The sequence below is a fragment of the Mesorhizobium sp. B2-9-1 genome, assembly GCF_006439455.1.
Classification (GTDB): Bacteria; Pseudomonadota; Alphaproteobacteria; order Rhizobiales; family Rhizobiaceae; genus Mesorhizobium.
In genome coordinates this window covers 521,944-537,822 of record NZ_VFTP01000002.1, presented here as the reverse complement: position 1 = coordinate 537,822, position 15,879 = coordinate 521,944, and the positions used below count along the sequence as shown (strand labels likewise).

The following is a 15,879-nucleotide window of genomic DNA, read 5'->3' as shown; positions in this document are numbered from 1 at the left end:
CTCAATCAGCGTCACTTCTTGTTGCGCGAGAGCTTGCCGAGGATCGAGCCCAGGCCTGCTTTCTTCCTTGTCTTGATTTCGCTGCGTCCGGTCAGCACATGCGCTATTTCATTGATGGTGGTCACGACGGGGCTCTTGGCGTCCATCTCGGAGAGCATGCGGCCGTTGTTGGCGGCATTGCCGAACAGCAGCGGTTCGAAGTTGATCACCGCCATCGGCGTGATGCCGAGCGGTTCGGCGAAATCGGACGCCGCGATCTCGGGCCGTTTCGGCACTCCCGCCTGGTTGATGATCAGCTTCGGTGGCGGATCGTTCGGACGCAGCCGCTTCAGCATGTCCACCATGTTCTTGGTGTTGCGAAGATTTGCGAGCTCGGGCGTGGCCGTGATGACGATCTCGTCCGCCTTGATCAGCGTGCTCTTGGTCCACCCGCTCCAGACGTGAGGGACATCGAGGACAAGCAGAGGCGCGCTGCGCTGCGCTGTCTCTATGATCTGCGCGAAGGCCTCGGAGTCGAAATCGTAGACGCGCTCGAGCGTGGAGGGAGCTGCGAGCAACGACAGATGCTCGGCGCATTGCGCAAGCAGACGGTCAAGATAGACCTCGTCCACCCGCTCCGGTGAAAACACCGCCTCGGCGATGCCTTGCGCCGGATCCTGATCGAAATTGATGTTGGCGGTGCCGAAGGCGAGATCGAGATCGGCGATGACGACCTCGGACTTGAACAGGGAAGACATCGCCCAGGCGACATTGTGAGCGATGGTCGAGGAGCCGACGCCGCCCTTGGCGCCGATGAACGCGATCGAGCGGCCGATCGGCTCCGAATCCGGATCGACGAAGATCGACGACACGACGCTGACGATGTCTGTCATCGAGACCGGCGCGATGACATATTCGGAAATGCCCGAACGGATCAGCTCGCGGTAGAGCCCGACGTCGTTGTAGTGGCCGATAACCACCACCTTGGAGGACGGATCACAATATTCCGAGAGCTGCCCGAGCTGTTCGAGCAGCTGCTGCGGTTCGCTGCGCGATTCCAGCAGGATCAGGTTCGGTGTCGGCGCGGACTGGTAGAACTCGATCGCGGTCGGGATGCCACCCATATGGACCTTGAGATGGGCCTTGGCCATCCGGCGATCCTCGCCGGCGCGCTCGACGGGGTTGGCGACCCCCTCGGTCTCGCAGAAGGCCTGGATCGAAATACGCGGCACGGGGCGCAGCGCCTGCATGGCGGCGATGTCCTGCTGCGAAAGGTCGCCGGTTTCGGCGGGCGTGTCGTAGGCAAGATTGCTCATCGTCATGCTCTTTCCGTGACTGCTTTCTTCGTCGTCCGGCGCAGCTTAGTAGGTTACTTCCGAATTGCCGAGGAACTCGTCCGAGATGCCCCTCTCGCGGTACTTGTCGATCACCGCGCCGCGATTTTCGGCGTCTATGTCGGACTGTTTGCGCGGCCCGATCAGATCATTGGGATTGGCCAGCTGTGCTGCGAGGTTGTTCTGATAGGAGCAGCCGAAGTCGGCGTAGTGCTTGTTCTGCGACGTCTCCAGCATGTCCTCGGGCCAACGCCCGCATTTGTCGGTCTGGGCCCTCACCGCGACGAAGGCGACGCGCACCGGCGCTGACGCCTCCGGCACCGCCGACTGATAGGATGTCATGACGATGCGGTTGCGCTTGACGCCTGCCGCCATGGCGAGCCTGGCAAAATCGCGACCGGCGGCCCTGGCGGCAAGCTCATTGGCGGATCCGGCCGGCATCGCGATCGTCAGCGCCGGCGCGGCGCTCTTGTCGTAGCCGTCGAGAAAACCGAGCAGCGTATCGCGCTGCGCACCGGTCATGCCGCGATCACCGGCGCCGACCGGCAGGTCGATCTTCTGGTTCTTCTCGGCAATGACGATCGGATGGGTCGTGCGGTAGTCGTCCGGTATCGACCCGACGGTTACGCTGTCGCGGTTGGCGCAACCTGCGAGCGACGCGGCAAGCATGACCGCCAATGCCGGGACCACCTGCCGACGGATCCTTGCGATACCGGATGCTGTCCGGACCGTCATGACCTTCGATGCTGACTTGGACATATCCGCATTCCCACTCATTTGTAGATGAAGCCCACGACGCCGTGGTAGCGGCCGGCTGGCCTGTCGGTCTGCATGGTGCCGTAGACGCGGTTGACGCGGCCGAGGAACATGCCGGCGCCGTCGCTCGCAGGATTGAAATTGTCATCAGGCTTCGCCAGATCGTTGCGTGCCACAGGCTTGACTAGGTAAGGCGTGATGATGATGACGAGCTCGCTTTCGTTGCGCACGAAGTCACGGCTACGAAACAGAGCGCCGAGGACCGGTATCTTTGTCAGGCCAGGCAGGCCGTTGAGGGCCTGGCGCACATCGTCACGAACAAGTCCGGCGATCATCATCGATCCCCCGGAAGGCAGCTCCACGGTCGTATCCGCCAAGCGCTTGCGCAGCGATATGATATTGGTATCGCCAAATGCAACGGAGCCTTCCGTCGTCGGCTCTGACACCGCGGTTCTCACTTTCAGGCTGATACGGCCAGCCGACAGGACCACCGGCTGGAATTCCAGTCCGATGCCATAGTCGACCTTCGATGACGTCCAGGTTCTGTCGGCATTCTGATTGTCTGTCGATTTGTTGCTGGTGACGGCGGTCACTATGTTGTATTCGCCGCCGACCTTGAACGTCGCCTTCTCCCCGGAGACCGCCGTTAACGTTGGCTCCGCCAGTGTCTTCATGGCACCAGACTGCTCCATGGCGTTGATGGTGCCTTGCAGGGATGAAGTGGCGAAGTTCAAGCCTGAGGCGGACAGTGGCTTGCCCAGACCCGGGAAAGTATCGCTGATCGCACCATAGCTGATGCCATTGCTGCCACCGCGGCCAACCAAGTTAACGCCGAGCTGCTTCATCACCGAGCGGCTGACTTCGGCGACGGTCACCTTGAGCGTCACCTGGTCATCGCCGATGATCTGCAAGAGGTTGACGATCTTGGAGGTCCGGCGCTCCTGGTCGGGGTTGTTGATGTCGACGCCGCCATTGACCGAGCCGCCGGCGGCGGTCTGCGAATATTGACCCGTCGTCGCTTCGCCGCCGGACACGAAGATGGTTGCAAGGTCGACGGCCCGCTTGGCATCGAGGGGCGTGTCGACCATGCCCGTCAGGACGACGTTATCATTGAGAAGCTCGACGTTGATCTGCGAGGATGGGATGAAGCGCTTGAGATAGTCTTCCAGCCCTGCGACGTCGCGCTCGACGGCCAGATCCAGGCTGACGATCTGCTCGCCATTGGGGCCGAAGACGAAAATGTTGGTCTCGCCGACCGCCTTGCCGAACAGGTAGATGCGCCGCGCGGTGCGCGTCACGGCATCGGCAACCGCCGGATTGGCGACGAGGATATCATAGGCGTCGCTGGGCAAGTCGATGACCACGGATTTGTTGAGGCCGAGCTTGACGCGCTGCGTGGCAACGGAAGCCGACACGCCGGCTCCCGCGGCCTTGGCTTCGACCAGCCCCGGGGCGCCGGTGCCGAGCACGAAAAAACCGATCGCCGCGGCGGCCAGGAAGGGCAGCAGTTTACCGTTCAGCCTCATTTCCTTGCTCCCACCTCGGAAACCTCGCCGGACTTGATCAGCCGCACGGTTCCGCGTCGGCCGTTGCCGTTGACCAGATAGTCGGCTTCGTCCGTCGTCTTTTCATGGATGTCGGTGATCGGGCGCAGCGCCAGCGTCAGGCGGTCGGCCATCTGCTGCGCCACTGTGATGATCTCCGCCTGCTGCGGCGTCAGCTCCAGCGTCGCGGTCTGGCCGACCCTGGTCTTCTTGCCTTCCTCGTCTTCCTGGATGGTCTGGTCGATGGCCAGCACGCGGATGTTCTTGAGGATCGTCTCCGTGTTGAAGCCGCTGCCGCCATTGCCGGTGTCGGCGCGGCGCGTCATGATGACGTCGACGAAGTCGTTGGGCAGGATGAAGCCGCCCGCGGACGTATCGGCCGATATCGCGGTCGCGACGGCGCGCATGCCGGAAGGCAGGATCGACGACATGAAGCTCTGCCCCTCGCCGACCAGCTTGGAGCGCCGCAACGGCTCGCCGGTATACATGGCAACGCGGGCGACCGAGCCCTTGAGCTTTTCGATCGCGTCAGGCTCGGCGGCGCGCGTGATGAAATTGGCGTTGACGCCATCGGCCGGCCATTCTTCCCAGCTGATGTTGGTGCCGAGCTGGCTGCCCATCGACACGTCACCGGAAAGCACCAGCACATCCTGCAATGCGATCGCCGGCTGCTTGGGCGCATCGACGATGACCTGAGGCGGCGGCGCGACGACCATGTTCTTCGCCACGTAGCCCGCGCCACCCGCCGCGACCGCAGCCACGCCCAGAATAATCAATCGGGATGCTGGCATTCGTCCGAAACCCTTCGCCTCATGGCAAACCACCTCGCCAGGCCGGACTTTGCAGCTGCAATCGTCAAAACAAGGTTAATGTAATGCTTACGATCGTGATTAATTTAAGGTTTACTCAAATTGGATTGAACGGCCCGCCGTTAACAGAAAAAGCGGCCCGGGGCCGCCTTCCGATCTGATAAAAGGCGGCCGCCTGGGATCGCCGACATCGAGATCGCGGGGCCTATGTCGTGAGCCTCTCCAGCGCCCAGACCATCAGCGGCGAATCCGGGAAAGTGATCAGTCCACCCGCGCCAAGCGCGATGCCATATGGGATGCCAACGCTCTCATCCGCGAAATGGCGCAGAAATCGGCTGTGGCCGGTGTACGTGGCGAGCGGCGATTTCCGGTAGGCAAGGATTGCGAGGGTAAGCAGGCCGCCGATGAAAGCCGACGTCACCAGATAGCCGATCAGGTTGATGTTGAGGCCCATCCACAGAGCGGTCGCGGCCAGAAGCTTGGCGTCGCCGCCGCCCATGCCGCCGAGCGCAAAAAGGCCGAAGGTCGTGGCAAGCACAAGGGCGCCGGCGGCGAAGTGCCAGCCATAGGTTGCCCAGTCCATGCCGGCGAGCGGCGCAACAAGCGCGAATGTCGCCACCAACAGCACAGGAACGCGGTTGGCGATCGTCATCGACAGGGTGTCCGAGATCGCAGCGAACAGCATGCAGAAAGGAAAGACGACGAAGATCACGGCTTCAAGCATGGATGCGGCGTGCCTGTGGCATGTTTTCAGCGGCATCCTAGGCGCGCTGGATTAACGATCGATGAGGCCGGACGATCAAAATCGGCCGACTGCATGAAAAAGGGCCACCAGCTGGCGGCCCTTTTCCTTTCTGCCGAAAAAGCGCGATACGCAGCCTTATTACGGAGCCGTGGCGCCGTTCAGGGTAGCAGCGATGTTGGCGAACTTGGCGTTCAGCGCGCCGCCGAGCTGGGTAGCGCCAACCATGATGGCAAGCGCGATGAGAGCGGCGATCAGACCGTATTCGATGGCGGTCGCGCCGGATTCGTCCTTCACGAAACGTGCGATAAGATTAGACATTCGAGAGCTCCTACTCCACGTGTTACAGCACTTCCGTCAACTTCTCTTCCGGGTTGATCGGATGCTGCAAATCTAGGGAGAAGCCGTTTCGATCGGCTTAATAAACAGCCTTACCGATTCCTTTCCGGTGGCGAATGCCCTGTGTGGTTAACCGTGGCCTAAACATCGCCAGAGGTCCGGGTTTCCGAGAAACCGGCGCTTGTGCAATATTCCTAAAACAGTAAGGCCATCGACGCATGGCGCACCATGCAGGCGATCCTTAATCATGCCGGGCCGGGTTTAACCGTTACTTCACCAATCTCGTTCATGTTCCGTTGAAGAATCTGCCTGCCGGGAGCGCTTCAATGACCTTGTCGAGATCGCTGTTTCCAGTCGCCGCGCTGCTGGCAACTGCTGCCTTGGTCATGCCGGCCAGGGCCGGCGCCGGCATAGAAGTCACCATGAACCAGGCCAAGATCGTCAAATTGTCACGCGGGGCCGATACGGTCGTCATCGGCAATCCGGCAATCGCCGACGCCTCCGTGCAGGACGCCTCGACCATCGTTCTCACCGGTAAGGGCTTCGGCGTCACCAATCTGGTCGTGCTCGATTCGGAAGGCAGCCCGATCATCGACGAACAGGTGACCGTCGTGCGACAAGCCGCCTCCTCGGTGCGCATCTACCGACGCGCCGACGTCCAGACCATGTCCTGCACGCCCTATTGCGAGAGCGCCTTCAAGAGCGAGGCCGAGAAAACTTCCGAAGCCGAAATGAGCGCCGGGCACTGAGCCCTGCGAGGGCGAACCTATGGGCATTAAAGACAGCTTAAAGCGTGCCCGACGAATTTAACGATCATCAAAACCGGAACTCAATGGGTTATCGCTAACCTTGCCGCCGGTACCGCAAAGGGGATCGGCAGGAACGCAATATGAGCAAGGATGCCACATCCGGCAACGGCATGGACAACAGGGCGCGGGTCAGAGTCCGCCCCGGCTTCTTCAGCGACAGGCGCGGCAGCACGGCGATGGAATTCGCGATGCTGGCCATCCCGTTCGCGCTTCTCGTCTTCGCCATCCTCGAGAGCTGCATTTCGTTCGCAGGCCAGGAGGTGATGGCCAACGTCACCGACGATGTCGCCCGCCAGCTGCGGACCGGGCAGTTGCAGCAGTCGAACGTCACAGAAGCCTCGATCAAGCAGCTGATCTGCAGCAGACTTGAGATCATGGTGGCCAAGGACTGCCCGGGATTGCTGGTCGATTTGCGCGAATATCCGAGTTTCGCCGACGCCGCCACGGCGGGCTTCAAGATCGTGGATGGAGATATCGTGCTTACACAGGGGACGAACTCGACGACCCCAACCGTCTCGCCCGGATTGGCAGAGACCATCAACATGCTGCGCGTGTTCTACAAATGGCCGGTGATGACCGATTTCCTGGCCCAGTCGATGGCAAATCTGAAGGACAAGAAAACGCTGCATTTCGCATCGGTGACCTGGCAGAACGAACCGTTCGACGACAATTGAGACTGCTCGACGGCTAAGCCGCGGCGTGGAGGACGATATGCATAGTGCGGGGGCACTCCGGGGGATTTCGGCGAAGGTGGCGCGGTTTTGCCGCGATCGCCGCGGCGTCGCGGCGATCGAGTTCGCGTTCATCGTGCCGGTGCTCCTGATCATGTACTTCATAACGATGGAGGCCTCGCAGGCCATCGAGACCGGCAAGAAGGTCAGCCGCATCGGCAGCATGGTCGCGGACCTCGTCACGCAGCAGCAGGCCGTCGTGAAGGCTAACCTCGATGCAATGATGAAGATCGGCATATCGACGCTTCGGCCCTACAATCGCTCGGATCCGACGATCATCATCACCGGCATACAGATATCCGACGAGGCGTCGCCGACAGTGAGGGTGGCGTGGTCGCGCAAGCTGGTGGGCAACACCTACAGCGTCGATGCCAATCCCGGCGACACCACGACCGTCCCCTCGACGCTGATAATCCGCAACACTTTCCTGGTCCGCGTGGAAAGCGACCTCGGCTATGTGCCCGTCATCGCCTGGAGCGAGAACAACAACCAGCAGAAGGCGCTTGGATTGTTGTCGACCTTTAGCCACATAAAGATGAGCGAGACCTATTATCTCCGGCCTCGCCGGAGCCCAAAGATCCCCTGCAGCGATTGCTGACGGTCAGTCCCGGCCGTCGGATGCGTGCCGCACAATGGCCGTGGCCATAGCGTAATCCTTGGACGCCGCCGGCACAAAGCCACCGGAATGCGCCGCCTCCAGCAGGTCGTATATGTCGGGCGTCTGGGACCTGAGATTGGTCAGGAAGACCGTCAGCCGGCGCTTTGCCTCGGGATCGAGATCATTGCGGACGGCGTGCGGGCCGAAGCGCAAGAGGCCCGAGGTCCACAACACCCGAAGCGACGCCTCGGGGACGCCGGCAGCCTCCAGCCGCGCGACGGTGCCCTCGGAACGGCTGGACCGGCCGCCGGTATCGGCCGGTTCCCAGCCGAACATGGCGTCCGCTTCGCCGCCGCTCAGCATCGTCTCGGCCGCGGCGGCTGAAGCGGCGCGCGCCAGAAAGGGCGAATCCCGCGTGATGTTGACGCCTTCGGCCGGCAGCGCCGCCAGCGGCAGCAGCGCGCCGCCGACATTTTCGGCCGGCGCTATCGCGATCCGGTGCGAAGCCATGGCGGCAAGGTCCGGAAGCCGGCCGTCGCGCGTCACAAGGACGGAACGGATGCCGACGGCGCCGTCCGCATCGACCGGCGCCACCAGAGCCTCGACACAGCCGCAGCGTTCCGAGGCCGTGGCATAGGCGAGAGCGGAATAGATCGCATATTGCACGCGCCCGCTCGCCTGCGCCTCGATCAGCGCCGCGTAGTCGCGCGCAACGACGAACTCGACCTTCATGCCGAGCGCATTGGCATAGGCGTCGGTCAGGCGCGCGAGGCCCGGGACGGTGTTGCCCCCGCCCGGTTCGGCGACGATGCCGATGCGGAACGTGCCGATGTCGTCACGCCAGTCGGCGCGTGCCGGCGAGGAGGCGGCGCCTAAGGCCGCGAGAGCGGCCGCGCACATCTTCACGGCCTGCTTTGCCGCGGTTTTGCCGCGCCTTGCCATACCTGCCACGCTCCCGCCCCGCATCCGCGCCTCGCCGCAACTATGGCGCCAAGCCGTTGCGGTTTGGTTTCCGATTTGCCAACGCCGCCGGGGAACCTTATGTCTGGCGATCAAGGCTGACAACAAAGATACCCATGGCGCGCGCGTTCCTGTTCGTTCTCGATTCTTTCGGCATCGGCGGCGCGGCCGACGCCGAACGCTATGGCGATGCGGGCGCCGACACGTTCGGACATATTTTTCAGGCCTGCGCCGATGGTCGTGCCGATCGGCAAGGTTTGCGCAAAGGGCCGCTCGCGGTGCCCAACATGATGTCGCTCGGCCTTGGCCGGGCGGCGCAAACCGCGACGGGACTGAAAACCGGTATCGACGCGCCCCCGGTCGCCTCGGCCTTTCATGGAGCCGCCCAGGAAGTGTCGAGCGGCAAGGACACGCCCTCCGGCCACTGGGAGATCGCCGGCCTGCCGGTGCGTTTCGATTGGGGCTATTTCCCCGATACGGTGCCCGCCTTTCCGGCCGACCTGACCGACGCCATCATCCGCGAGGGCAAGCTGCCGGGGATCCTCGGCAACTGCCATGCACCCGGAACCCAGATCATCGAGCGGCTCGGCGAGGAGCATATCCGCACCGGCAAGCCGATCTGCTACACGTCGATCGATTCCGTGCTGCAGATCGCCGCGCATGAGACGCATTTCGGCCTGGAGCGGCTTTATGAGCTTTGCCTCACGGTGCGTCGGCTGGTTGAGCCGCTCAAGATCGGGCGGGTGATCGCTCGGCCATTCGTGGGCGAGACGCCGGCCACATTTCAGCGCACCCACAATCGCCGCGACTATGCGGTGCCGCCGCCGGAGCCGACCCTGCTCGACCGGCTGACCGGGCGCGGCAGCAAGGTCATCGCCGTCGGCAAGATCGGCGACATCTTCGCTCATTGCGGCATTTCGGAAGTGCGCAAGGCCGGCGGCAACATGGCAATGTTCGACAAAGCGCTCGGCGCGATGGACGATGCCGGCGACGGCGACCTGGTTTTTGCCAATTTTGTCGATTTCGATACCGAGTTCGGTCACCGGCGCGACGTCGCCGGCTATGCCGGAGCGCTTGAAGCGTTCGACCGCCGGCTGCCGGAGGCGCTGTCGCGGATAAGGCCTGGCGACCTGCTCATCCTCACAGCCGATCATGGCAACGATCCGACCTGGCGCGGCACCGACCATACGCGCGAACGCATTCCGGTGATCGGTATCGGGCCGGGACTGACGGGCGGCGACATCGGGCTCAGGCCGACCTTCGCCGATATCGGCGAGACCGTCGCGGACCACCTCGGCCTGGCTGCCGGTCGCCACGGAACATCGTTCCTTGCGACGATAGGCGGCGATGCCTGAGCTGCCCGAAGTCGAGACCGTCCGGCGCGGTCTGCAGCCGGTCCTGGAAGGGGCGCGGCTCGTCAAGGTCAAGGCGCGCAGGCCCGACCTTCGCTTTCCTTTCCCCGAACGCTTTTCGGAACGGCTTGCCGGCAAGACCGTGACGGCGCTTGGTCGGCGCGCCAAATACCTGACGATGCATATCGAAAACGGGCCGGTTCTCATCTGCCATCTCGGCATGTCGGGGTCGTTCCGGATCGAAGCCGCGGATAGCAGCGACGTCCCCGGCGCCTTCCACCACGAGCGCCCGAAAAGCGCGGCGCACGACCATGTCGTGTTCGACGTCGTCTCTCCGAGGGACGAGCGCTCCCGCGTCATCTTCAACGACCCGCGCCGCTTCGGCTTCATGCTGTTTGCCGAAGGAGCGCCGGACACGCATCCGATGCTGGCGGGGCTCGGCATCGAGCCAACTGGCAACGCGCTCGACGGTCCCCTGCTCGCCTCGCTGTTGAAGGGTCGCAGATCGCCGCTCAAGGCAGCGCTGCTCGACCAGCGGCTGATCGCCGGACTCGGCAACATATACGTGGCTGAGGCCTTGTGGCGCGCCGGCCTCTCGCCGCTGCGCGAAGCCGGCACCATCGCCGGGTCGGCCAAGAAGGCGAAAGAGCAAAGCGCGCGCCTTGCCGAAGCGATCCGCTCGGTCATCGCCGATGCGATCGCCGCCGGCGGCTCCTCGCTGCGCGACTATGTCCAGGCCGACGGATCGCTCGGCTATTTCCAGCATTCCTTCGCGGTCTACGATCGCGAGGGGGAGCCATGCCCGAAGCCGGGCTGCCGCGGCCACGTCGAACGCATCGTGCAAAGCGGCCGCTCGACCTTCTATTGCCGGACCTGTCAGCGGTAAGCTAGGAACGTATCGATCGTCCCACTGCCGCGGAAGGAAGCGAACCATGGCCTATGAAACCATTATCGTGGAAACACGCGGCAAGGTCGGGCTGATCACGCTGAACCGGCCTAAGGCGCTCAATGCGCTGAATTCGCAGGTCCTTGTGGAGGTCGTGGCGGCGGCGCGTGCGTTCAATGCCGATCCCGAGATCGGCGCGATGGTGCTTACAGGCTCGGAGAAGGCGTTTGCCGCCGGCGCCGACATCAAGGAAATGCAGGCGATGTCCTTCGCCGACGCCTACACGCAGGACTTCTTCGTCGGCTGGGAGGAATTCACGCGCACGCGCAAGCCCATCATCGCGGCGGTCGCGGGCTATGCGCTCGGCGGCGGCTGCGAATTGGCCATGATGTGCGATTTCATCATCGCCGGCGACAACGCCAAGTTCGGCCAGCCCGAAATCACGCTCGGCGTCATGCCGGGCATGGGCGGCTCGCAGCGGCTGACCCGTTTCGTCGGCAAGTCGAAGGCGATGGACATGTGCCTGACCGGGCGGATGATGGACGCTGCCGAAGCCGAGCGCAGCGGACTTGTCTCGCGGGTGGTGCCGGTCGCCGAGCTCGCCGAGGAGGCGCTGAAGGCGGCGGCCAAGATCGCCGAGTTCTCGCTGCCGTCGGTCATGATGACCAAGGAGGCCGTCAACCGCGCCTACGAGACGACGCTCGCTGAAGGGCTGCGCTTCGAGCGCCGCCTGTTCCATTCGCTGTTCGCGCTCGACGACCAGAAGGAAGGCATGGCCGCGTTCGTGGAGAAGCGGAAGCCGAATTTCACCAACCGCTAGGGCATGATGCCGAATGACTGAAGGCGGGCCATGACGTGATGCGTTTTCAGCTCCAAAAAGACCGCCAAGTGGCGTTGACGCGCCGGAAAAGCTGAACTATAAGCCGCACCAACCGAGGCGGCCTGTGGCTGCCCGTTTGTTTTTTGCGCCCTGCGGCACCCCGCTGGCGCCCACCAGATCGGAAGAGAGGCATCATGGCCAACACGTCTTCGGCCAAAAAGGCAACGCGCAAGATCGCCCGCCGCGCGGCGATCAACAAGAACCGCCGCTCGCGTGTCCGCACCTATGTGCGCCAGGTCGAAGAGGCGCTGGCCGCCGGCGACAAGGCCGCGGCGGTGGCAGCCTTCAAGGCGGCGGAGCCGGAACTGATGCGCGCCGCCACCAAGGGCGTCGTTCACAAGAACACGGCTTCCCGCAAGGTTTCGCGGCTGGCCCAGCGGGTCAAGACGCTGTCGGCCTGACCGACTTAATCCTTACTCCATCGATGTTGAACCCGGTCGCATAGACCGGGTTTTTTTCGTTTGCCGGCAAGTACTTAAAAAAATTGCTCGTGAGCAACGCTTGCGACGTGATTCCAACGCCAGTAATGTTTTGCCGGCATATTCAACGCCGCTGACAACGGAACGCCTTCCCCGCGGCAACTGCCTAAATTTGCCTGGCAAAAAATCATCAGTTTTTTCAGAGACTTACAGCCGGTCGTCCACAGCTTGTTCAGCTCAAGGTCGAGCGGCGGGGGAGAAGTAGCTGTCAAGACAATTATTTCAGAATATTTCGTTTCGGGCGGCCTTTTTCATATTCGCCGGAAAAGGGTTTGAATCACAATGGCTTTGTCAAAACCTGCCGGCGCAGCTCCCGATTTCAAGCCCCGTCCGGTAACCAGATTCGTTAAAAAACCGTTAGATGTGGCCTTGCCCTATCCACAGCGATTTCGGTAATGTCCATCCATCGAAGGGACGGGCTCTTGCCCCTGACCCAGCCTGAATCGGCCAGCACAAAATGGCGGAATTCATGACGTGGAGCAATTCCGCGTACGGCTTGGTTTGTCTCTTCGGTGGGTAGGGGACTGGCGTAATTGTACATGGCAGTCGATATCTCGCCGGAGGGTGAGGTATTGACTTGTTTTTGTCGGAGGCCGGCGTGCGGAGCCGGCAGCTGGTCCCTTGCGCGAGTTGCGACGATCGTTGCCGGCGGCGGCAATGGCATCGCGGCTGAATGAGGGTCGCCGGACCAAGGATGCAGGAGGCGCATCCCCGGCGGAAAAGGGTACGAGAAGACAAAGGGACTTTGATCATGCAGAGCGGCATTGACAGGGAGATAGCAGGCGAGCTCCCATTTCCAGCAACTTTTGTCGGAGGGGGCGACGTGGCGGTATCCAGCGACGCGGAACAGAAGTTCGAACGGGTCAAGGCCCAGCTGAAGGCGCGTCTTGGAGCCGAGGTCTATTCGAGCTGGTTCGGTCGCATGAAGGTCGCCGAGGCTTCCCGCGGCGTTGTTCGCATCTCCGTGCCTACAGCCTTCCTGCGGTCCTGGATCAACGGCCATTATCTCGAGCTTATCGCGGAGCTGTGGCGGCATGAGGATGCGGACGTCCTCAAGATCGAGATCGTCGTGCGCACCGCGACGCGCCAGGGGCGCAACCCTGTCGAGCCCGAGGTCGCGCCGGCGCGCAAGATGACCAAGCAGACGCATACCGCGCTTGCCAACGGCACCGCGAGCGCCGGGCGTGTGGAGCAACGGGCGCCGGCGCCTCGCCAGGGCGTGTCAGCGGAACCGGAGTTCCGCCACAATGTGCTGGGGTCGCCGCTTGACCCGCGTTACACTTTCTCCTCCTTCATCGAGGGGCCGTCGAACAGGGTGGCCTTCGCCGCGGCCAGGGCGGTGGCGGAATCGCAGTCGAGCGCGGTACGTTTCAACCCGCTTTTCCTGCATGCGACCGTCGGGCTCGGCAAGACGCACCTCCTGCAAGCGATCGCCGCGGAATCGCTGCGGCAAAACCCGAAGTCGCGCGTCGTCTACCTGACGGCGGAATATTTCATGTGGCGCTTCGCCACCGCGATCCGCGACAACAACGCGCTGACGCTGAAGGAGCAGCTGCGCGATATCGATCTCTTGATCATCGACGACATGCAGTTCTTGCAGGGCAAGTCGATCCAGCACGAATTCTGCCACCTCATCAACATGCTGCTCGACAGCGCCAAGCAGGTGGTGGTCGCGGCCGACCGGCCGCCCTCGGAATTGGAATCACTGGAGCCGCGCGTGCGTTCGCGCCTCAATGGCGGCGTGGCGCTGGAAATGTCGGCGCCGGATTTCGCCATGCGGCTCGGCATGCTGAAACTGCGCCGCGCCAGCACCAAGACCGACGACACCTCGCTCGACATATCGGACGAGATCCTGGAGCATGTCGCGCGCACGGTGACCGGCAGCGGGCGCGAGCTCGAAGGCGCCTTCAACCAGCTTCTGTTCCGCCAGTCCTTCGAGCCGCAGATCACTATCGACCGCATCGACGAGATCCTCGGCCACATCTACCGCTCCGGCGAGCCGAAGCGGGTGCGCATCGAGGACATCCAGCGCATCGTGGCGCGCCACTACAACGTGTCGAAGACCGAGCTTCTGTCCAATCGGCGCACGCGCACGATCGTCAAGCCGCGGCAAGTGGCGATGTATCTGTCGAAAGTGATGACACCGCGCTCATTGCCGGAGATCGGGCGGCGGTTCGGCGGCCGCGACCACACGACCGTGCTGCATGCCGTGCGCAAGATCGAGGACCTTTCAGGCGGGGACAATACGCTGGCGCAGGAACTCGAACTGCTCAGAAGACTGATCAACGACCAGGCCTGAAGGGGCGCAGAAATAGCCGGCGGCACGCTTCGCCGGCTTTATCCCCAGAAAGCCCGCGCCGCCGGCCGGAACCGGTGCCGCGGGCTTGCGTTTGCAGGCTTTTTACTGTCAGCTTACACAGATTCTGAAAGCCTTTCAGAGCTTTCACGGGATGCCGCCTGCCGGTGACCTGTTCATTCTTGAAGCGAGCCTGTTTCGTCATGCGTGTTATCCTGGAACGGTCAAATCTCTTGAAGTCCCTCAACCACGTCCACCGCGTGGTCGAGCGTCGCAACACCATACCGATCCTGTCCAATGTGCTGCTCAGCGCCGAAGGCGCCAGCCTCGAGATGAAGGCGACCGACCTCGATCTTGAAGTGACGGAGGCGACGCCCGCCAAGGTCGAGCGCGGCGGCGCGACGACGGTGCCGGCGCATCTGCTCTACGACATCGTGCGCAAGCTTTCCGACGGCGCGGAGGTGATGCTGAAGACGGATGAGGATGGCAATGCGATGACCGTCACCTCCGGCCGTTCGAGCTTCCGCCTGCAGTGCCTGCCGCAATCCGACTTCCCGGAGCTTTCTGCCGGTTCGTTCTCGCATATCTTCCGGCTGGAATCGGCGGCGCTCAAAGGGCTGATCGACAAGACGCAATTCGCCATCTCCACCGAAGAGACGCGCTATTATCTCAACGGCATCTTCCTGCACACGCATGAGGTGGGCGGCAAATTGAAGCTGCGCTCGGTGGCGACCGACGGGCATCGCCTGGCGCGGGCCGAGATCGACGCGCCGGCAGGCTCCGAAGGCATGCCCGGCATCATCATTCCGCGCAAGACGGTGAGCGAGTTGCAGAAGCTGGTCGACGATCCCGACGTGGCGGTGACCACGGAGCTGTCGGACACCAAGATCCGCTTCACCATCGGCAGCGTCGTTTTGACCTCGAAGCTGATCGACGGCACCTTCCCCGACTATCAGCGCGTCATTCCGACCGGCAACGACAAGAAGCTGATCATCGACCGGCAGAGCTTCGCCGCGGCAGTAGACCGCGTTTCGACCATTTCCTCCGAACGCGGCCGGGCGGTGAAGCTTTCGATCAATGATGGCCAAGTGACGCTCGCGGTCAACAATCCGGATTCGGGCAGCGCCACCGAGGAACTGGCGGCCGACTACTCGTCGGACCCGATCGAGATCGGCTTCAACGCCAAATATCTGCTCGACGTCGCGGCCCAGCTCACCGGCACGGAGGCGAAATTCATGCTGGCCGATGCCGGCTCGCCGACGCTGATCCACGACATGGCCGACGAGACCGCGCTCTACGTGCTGATGCCGATGCGGGTCTAGGCTCAGTCTCTTGACGCAATTCCGGACGGAAAACCGCTGTGCACTTTTCCTGGAATTGCTCTG

Annotated in this window: 17 protein-coding genes; 9 read left to right on the top strand and 8 right to left on the bottom strand. The window is 62.8% G+C overall.

All coding sequences use genetic code 11. The annotated features are described in order from the left end of the window. Positions 1-11: 11 nt before the first annotated feature. From FJW05_RS06800 to FJW05_RS06775, 6 genes are all read right to left on the bottom strand, one after another. Complete coding sequence (locus FJW05_RS06800; protein WP_140542024.1) at positions 12-1,301, bottom strand: CpaE family protein; 1,290 nt, start codon at positions 1,299-1,301, stop codon at positions 12-14. 39 nt (positions 1,302-1,340) lie between these two features. Next, positions 1,341-2,072, bottom strand: coding sequence for a CpaD family pilus assembly protein (locus FJW05_RS06795; RefSeq protein ID WP_140542023.1), 732 nt, complete (start codon positions 2,070-2,072; stop codon positions 1,341-1,343). A 14-nt stretch (positions 2,073-2,086) separates the two neighbouring features. Next, positions 2,087-3,595: a type II and III secretion system protein family protein gene (locus FJW05_RS06790; protein WP_140629483.1), complete on the bottom strand. Its 1,509-nt coding sequence runs from the start codon at positions 3,593-3,595 to the stop codon at positions 2,087-2,089. Beyond that, positions 3,592-4,404 carry a Flp pilus assembly protein CpaB gene (gene cpaB, locus FJW05_RS06785; protein WP_140629481.1) on the bottom strand — a complete coding sequence of 271 codons (813 nt, stop codon included), beginning with the start codon at positions 4,402-4,404 and terminating at the stop codon, positions 3,592-3,594. Before cpaB ends, FJW05_RS06790 begins: the two co-directional genes overlap by 4 nt. A gap of 223 nt (positions 4,405-4,627) precedes the next feature. Further along, entirely contained in the window at positions 4,628-5,146 is a 519-nt protein-coding gene (locus FJW05_RS06780; RefSeq protein ID WP_140629478.1) for a prepilin peptidase, read from the bottom strand. 159 nt (positions 5,147-5,305) lie between these two features. Next, positions 5,306-5,485: a Flp family type IVb pilin gene (locus FJW05_RS06775; protein WP_095765933.1), complete on the bottom strand. Its 180-nt coding sequence runs from the start codon at positions 5,483-5,485 to the stop codon at positions 5,306-5,308. Positions 5,486-5,829: 344 nt separating this feature from the next. Between FJW05_RS06775 and FJW05_RS06770 the strand changes: the two genes are divergently transcribed. From FJW05_RS06770 to FJW05_RS06760, 3 genes are all read left to right on the top strand, one after another. Beyond that, a complete protein-coding gene (locus tag FJW05_RS06770) occupies positions 5,830-6,252 on the top strand; it encodes a pilus assembly protein N-terminal domain-containing protein (protein ID WP_140542019.1) in 423 nt (140 codons plus the stop codon). 170 nt (positions 6,253-6,422) lie between these two features. Continuing rightward, the gene (locus FJW05_RS06765) at positions 6,423-6,986 is read left to right on the top strand and encodes a TadE/TadG family type IV pilus assembly protein (RefSeq protein ID WP_140629764.1); all 564 of its coding nucleotides are present in this window, start codon (positions 6,423-6,425) and stop codon (positions 6,984-6,986) included. A gap of 37 nt (positions 6,987-7,023) precedes the next feature. Continuing rightward, positions 7,024-7,641, top strand: a complete 618-nt coding sequence (locus FJW05_RS06760) for a TadE/TadG family type IV pilus assembly protein (RefSeq protein WP_140542018.1) — start codon at positions 7,024-7,026, stop codon at positions 7,639-7,641. A 3-nt stretch (positions 7,642-7,644) separates the two neighbouring features. Here FJW05_RS06760 and FJW05_RS06755 read toward each other — a convergent pair whose 3' ends face one another. Next, the gene (locus FJW05_RS06755) at positions 7,645-8,583 is read right to left on the bottom strand and encodes a PhnD/SsuA/transferrin family substrate-binding protein (protein ID WP_140629476.1); all 939 of its coding nucleotides are present in this window, start codon (positions 8,581-8,583) and stop codon (positions 7,645-7,647) included. 134 nt (positions 8,584-8,717) lie between these two features. Here FJW05_RS06755 and FJW05_RS06750 point away from each other — a divergent pair, with 134 nt between their 5' ends. From FJW05_RS06750 to dnaA, 5 genes are all read left to right on the top strand, one after another. Further along, positions 8,718-9,956, top strand: a complete 1,239-nt coding sequence (locus tag FJW05_RS06750; protein ID WP_140629475.1) for a phosphopentomutase — start codon at positions 8,718-8,720, stop codon at positions 9,954-9,956. Next, the gene (gene mutM / locus FJW05_RS06745; RefSeq protein WP_140629473.1) at positions 9,949-10,839 is read left to right on the top strand and encodes a bifunctional DNA-formamidopyrimidine glycosylase/DNA-(apurinic or apyrimidinic site) lyase; all 891 of its coding nucleotides are present in this window, start codon (positions 9,949-9,951) and stop codon (positions 10,837-10,839) included. Before FJW05_RS06750 ends, mutM begins: the two co-directional genes overlap by 8 nt. Positions 10,840-10,885: 46 nt before the next feature. Beyond that, entirely contained in the window at positions 10,886-11,659 is a 774-nt protein-coding gene (locus FJW05_RS06740) for an enoyl-CoA hydratase (RefSeq protein WP_140629470.1), read from the top strand. 194 nt (positions 11,660-11,853) lie between these two features. Continuing rightward, the gene (rpsT, locus tag FJW05_RS06735) at positions 11,854-12,120 is read left to right on the top strand and encodes a 30S ribosomal protein S20 (protein ID WP_095765940.1); all 267 of its coding nucleotides are present in this window, start codon (positions 11,854-11,856) and stop codon (positions 12,118-12,120) included. Between the two features lie 829 nt (positions 12,121-12,949). Then, a complete protein-coding gene (gene dnaA / locus FJW05_RS06730; protein WP_140629468.1) occupies positions 12,950-14,497 on the top strand; it encodes a chromosomal replication initiator protein DnaA in 1,548 nt (515 codons plus the stop codon). Here the strand turns inward: dnaA and FJW05_RS06725 are convergent. Next, positions 14,481-14,699, bottom strand: coding sequence for a hypothetical protein (locus FJW05_RS06725; protein ID WP_140629465.1), 219 nt, complete (start codon positions 14,697-14,699; stop codon positions 14,481-14,483). The genes dnaA and FJW05_RS06725 overlap by 17 nt on opposite strands. On the opposite strand from FJW05_RS06725, the gene dnaN reads away from it, so the two are divergent. Then, the gene (dnaN, locus tag FJW05_RS06720) at positions 14,698-15,816 is read left to right on the top strand and encodes a DNA polymerase III subunit beta (protein ID WP_095765942.1); all 1,119 of its coding nucleotides are present in this window, start codon (positions 14,698-14,700) and stop codon (positions 15,814-15,816) included. The two genes, FJW05_RS06725 and dnaN, sit on opposite strands and share 2 nt — an antisense overlap. Positions 15,817-15,879 lie beyond the last annotated feature (63 nt).

Bases quoted from the DNA above. Each gene is read 5' to 3' on its own strand.
- FJW05_RS06800 (WP_140542024.1), bottom strand. From the start codon at position 1,301: ATGACGATGAGCAATCTTGCCTACGACACGCCCGCCGAAACCGGCGAC.
- FJW05_RS06795 (WP_140542023.1), bottom strand. From the start codon at position 2,072: ATGTCCAAGTCAGCATCGAAGGTCATGACGGTCCGGACAGCATCCGGT.
- FJW05_RS06790 (WP_140629483.1), bottom strand. From the start codon at position 3,595: ATGAGGCTGAACGGTAAACTGCTGCCCTTCCTGGCCGCCGCGGCGATC.
- cpaB (WP_140629481.1), bottom strand. From the start codon at position 4,404: ATGCCAGCATCCCGATTGATTATTCTGGGCGTGGCTGCGGTCGCGGCG.
- FJW05_RS06780 (WP_140629478.1), bottom strand. From the start codon at position 5,146: ATGCTTGAAGCCGTGATCTTCGTCGTCTTTCCTTTCTGCATGCTGTTC.
- FJW05_RS06775 (WP_095765933.1), bottom strand. From the start codon at position 5,485: ATGTCTAATCTTATCGCACGTTTCGTGAAGGACGAATCCGGCGCGACC.
- FJW05_RS06770 (WP_140542019.1), top strand. From the start codon at position 5,830: ATGACCTTGTCGAGATCGCTGTTTCCAGTCGCCGCGCTGCTGGCAACT.
- FJW05_RS06765 (WP_140629764.1), top strand. From the start codon at position 6,423: ATGGACAACAGGGCGCGGGTCAGAGTCCGCCCCGGCTTCTTCAGCGAC.
- FJW05_RS06760 (WP_140542018.1), top strand. From the start codon at position 7,024: ATGCATAGTGCGGGGGCACTCCGGGGGATTTCGGCGAAGGTGGCGCGG.
- FJW05_RS06755 (WP_140629476.1), bottom strand. From the start codon at position 8,583: ATGGCAAGGCGCGGCAAAACCGCGGCAAAGCAGGCCGTGAAGATGTGC.
- FJW05_RS06750 (WP_140629475.1), top strand. From the start codon at position 8,718: ATGGCGCGCGCGTTCCTGTTCGTTCTCGATTCTTTCGGCATCGGCGGC.
- mutM (WP_140629473.1), top strand. From the start codon at position 9,949: ATGCCTGAGCTGCCCGAAGTCGAGACCGTCCGGCGCGGTCTGCAGCCG.
- FJW05_RS06740 (WP_140629470.1), top strand. From the start codon at position 10,886: ATGGCCTATGAAACCATTATCGTGGAAACACGCGGCAAGGTCGGGCTG.
- rpsT (WP_095765940.1), top strand. From the start codon at position 11,854: ATGGCCAACACGTCTTCGGCCAAAAAGGCAACGCGCAAGATCGCCCGC.
- dnaA (WP_140629468.1), top strand. From the start codon at position 12,950: ATGCAGAGCGGCATTGACAGGGAGATAGCAGGCGAGCTCCCATTTCCA.
- dnaN (WP_095765942.1), top strand. From the start codon at position 14,698: ATGCGTGTTATCCTGGAACGGTCAAATCTCTTGAAGTCCCTCAACCAC.
- FJW05_RS06725 (WP_140629465.1), bottom strand. From the start codon at position 14,699: ATGACGAAACAGGCTCGCTTCAAGAATGAACAGGTCACCGGCAGGCGG.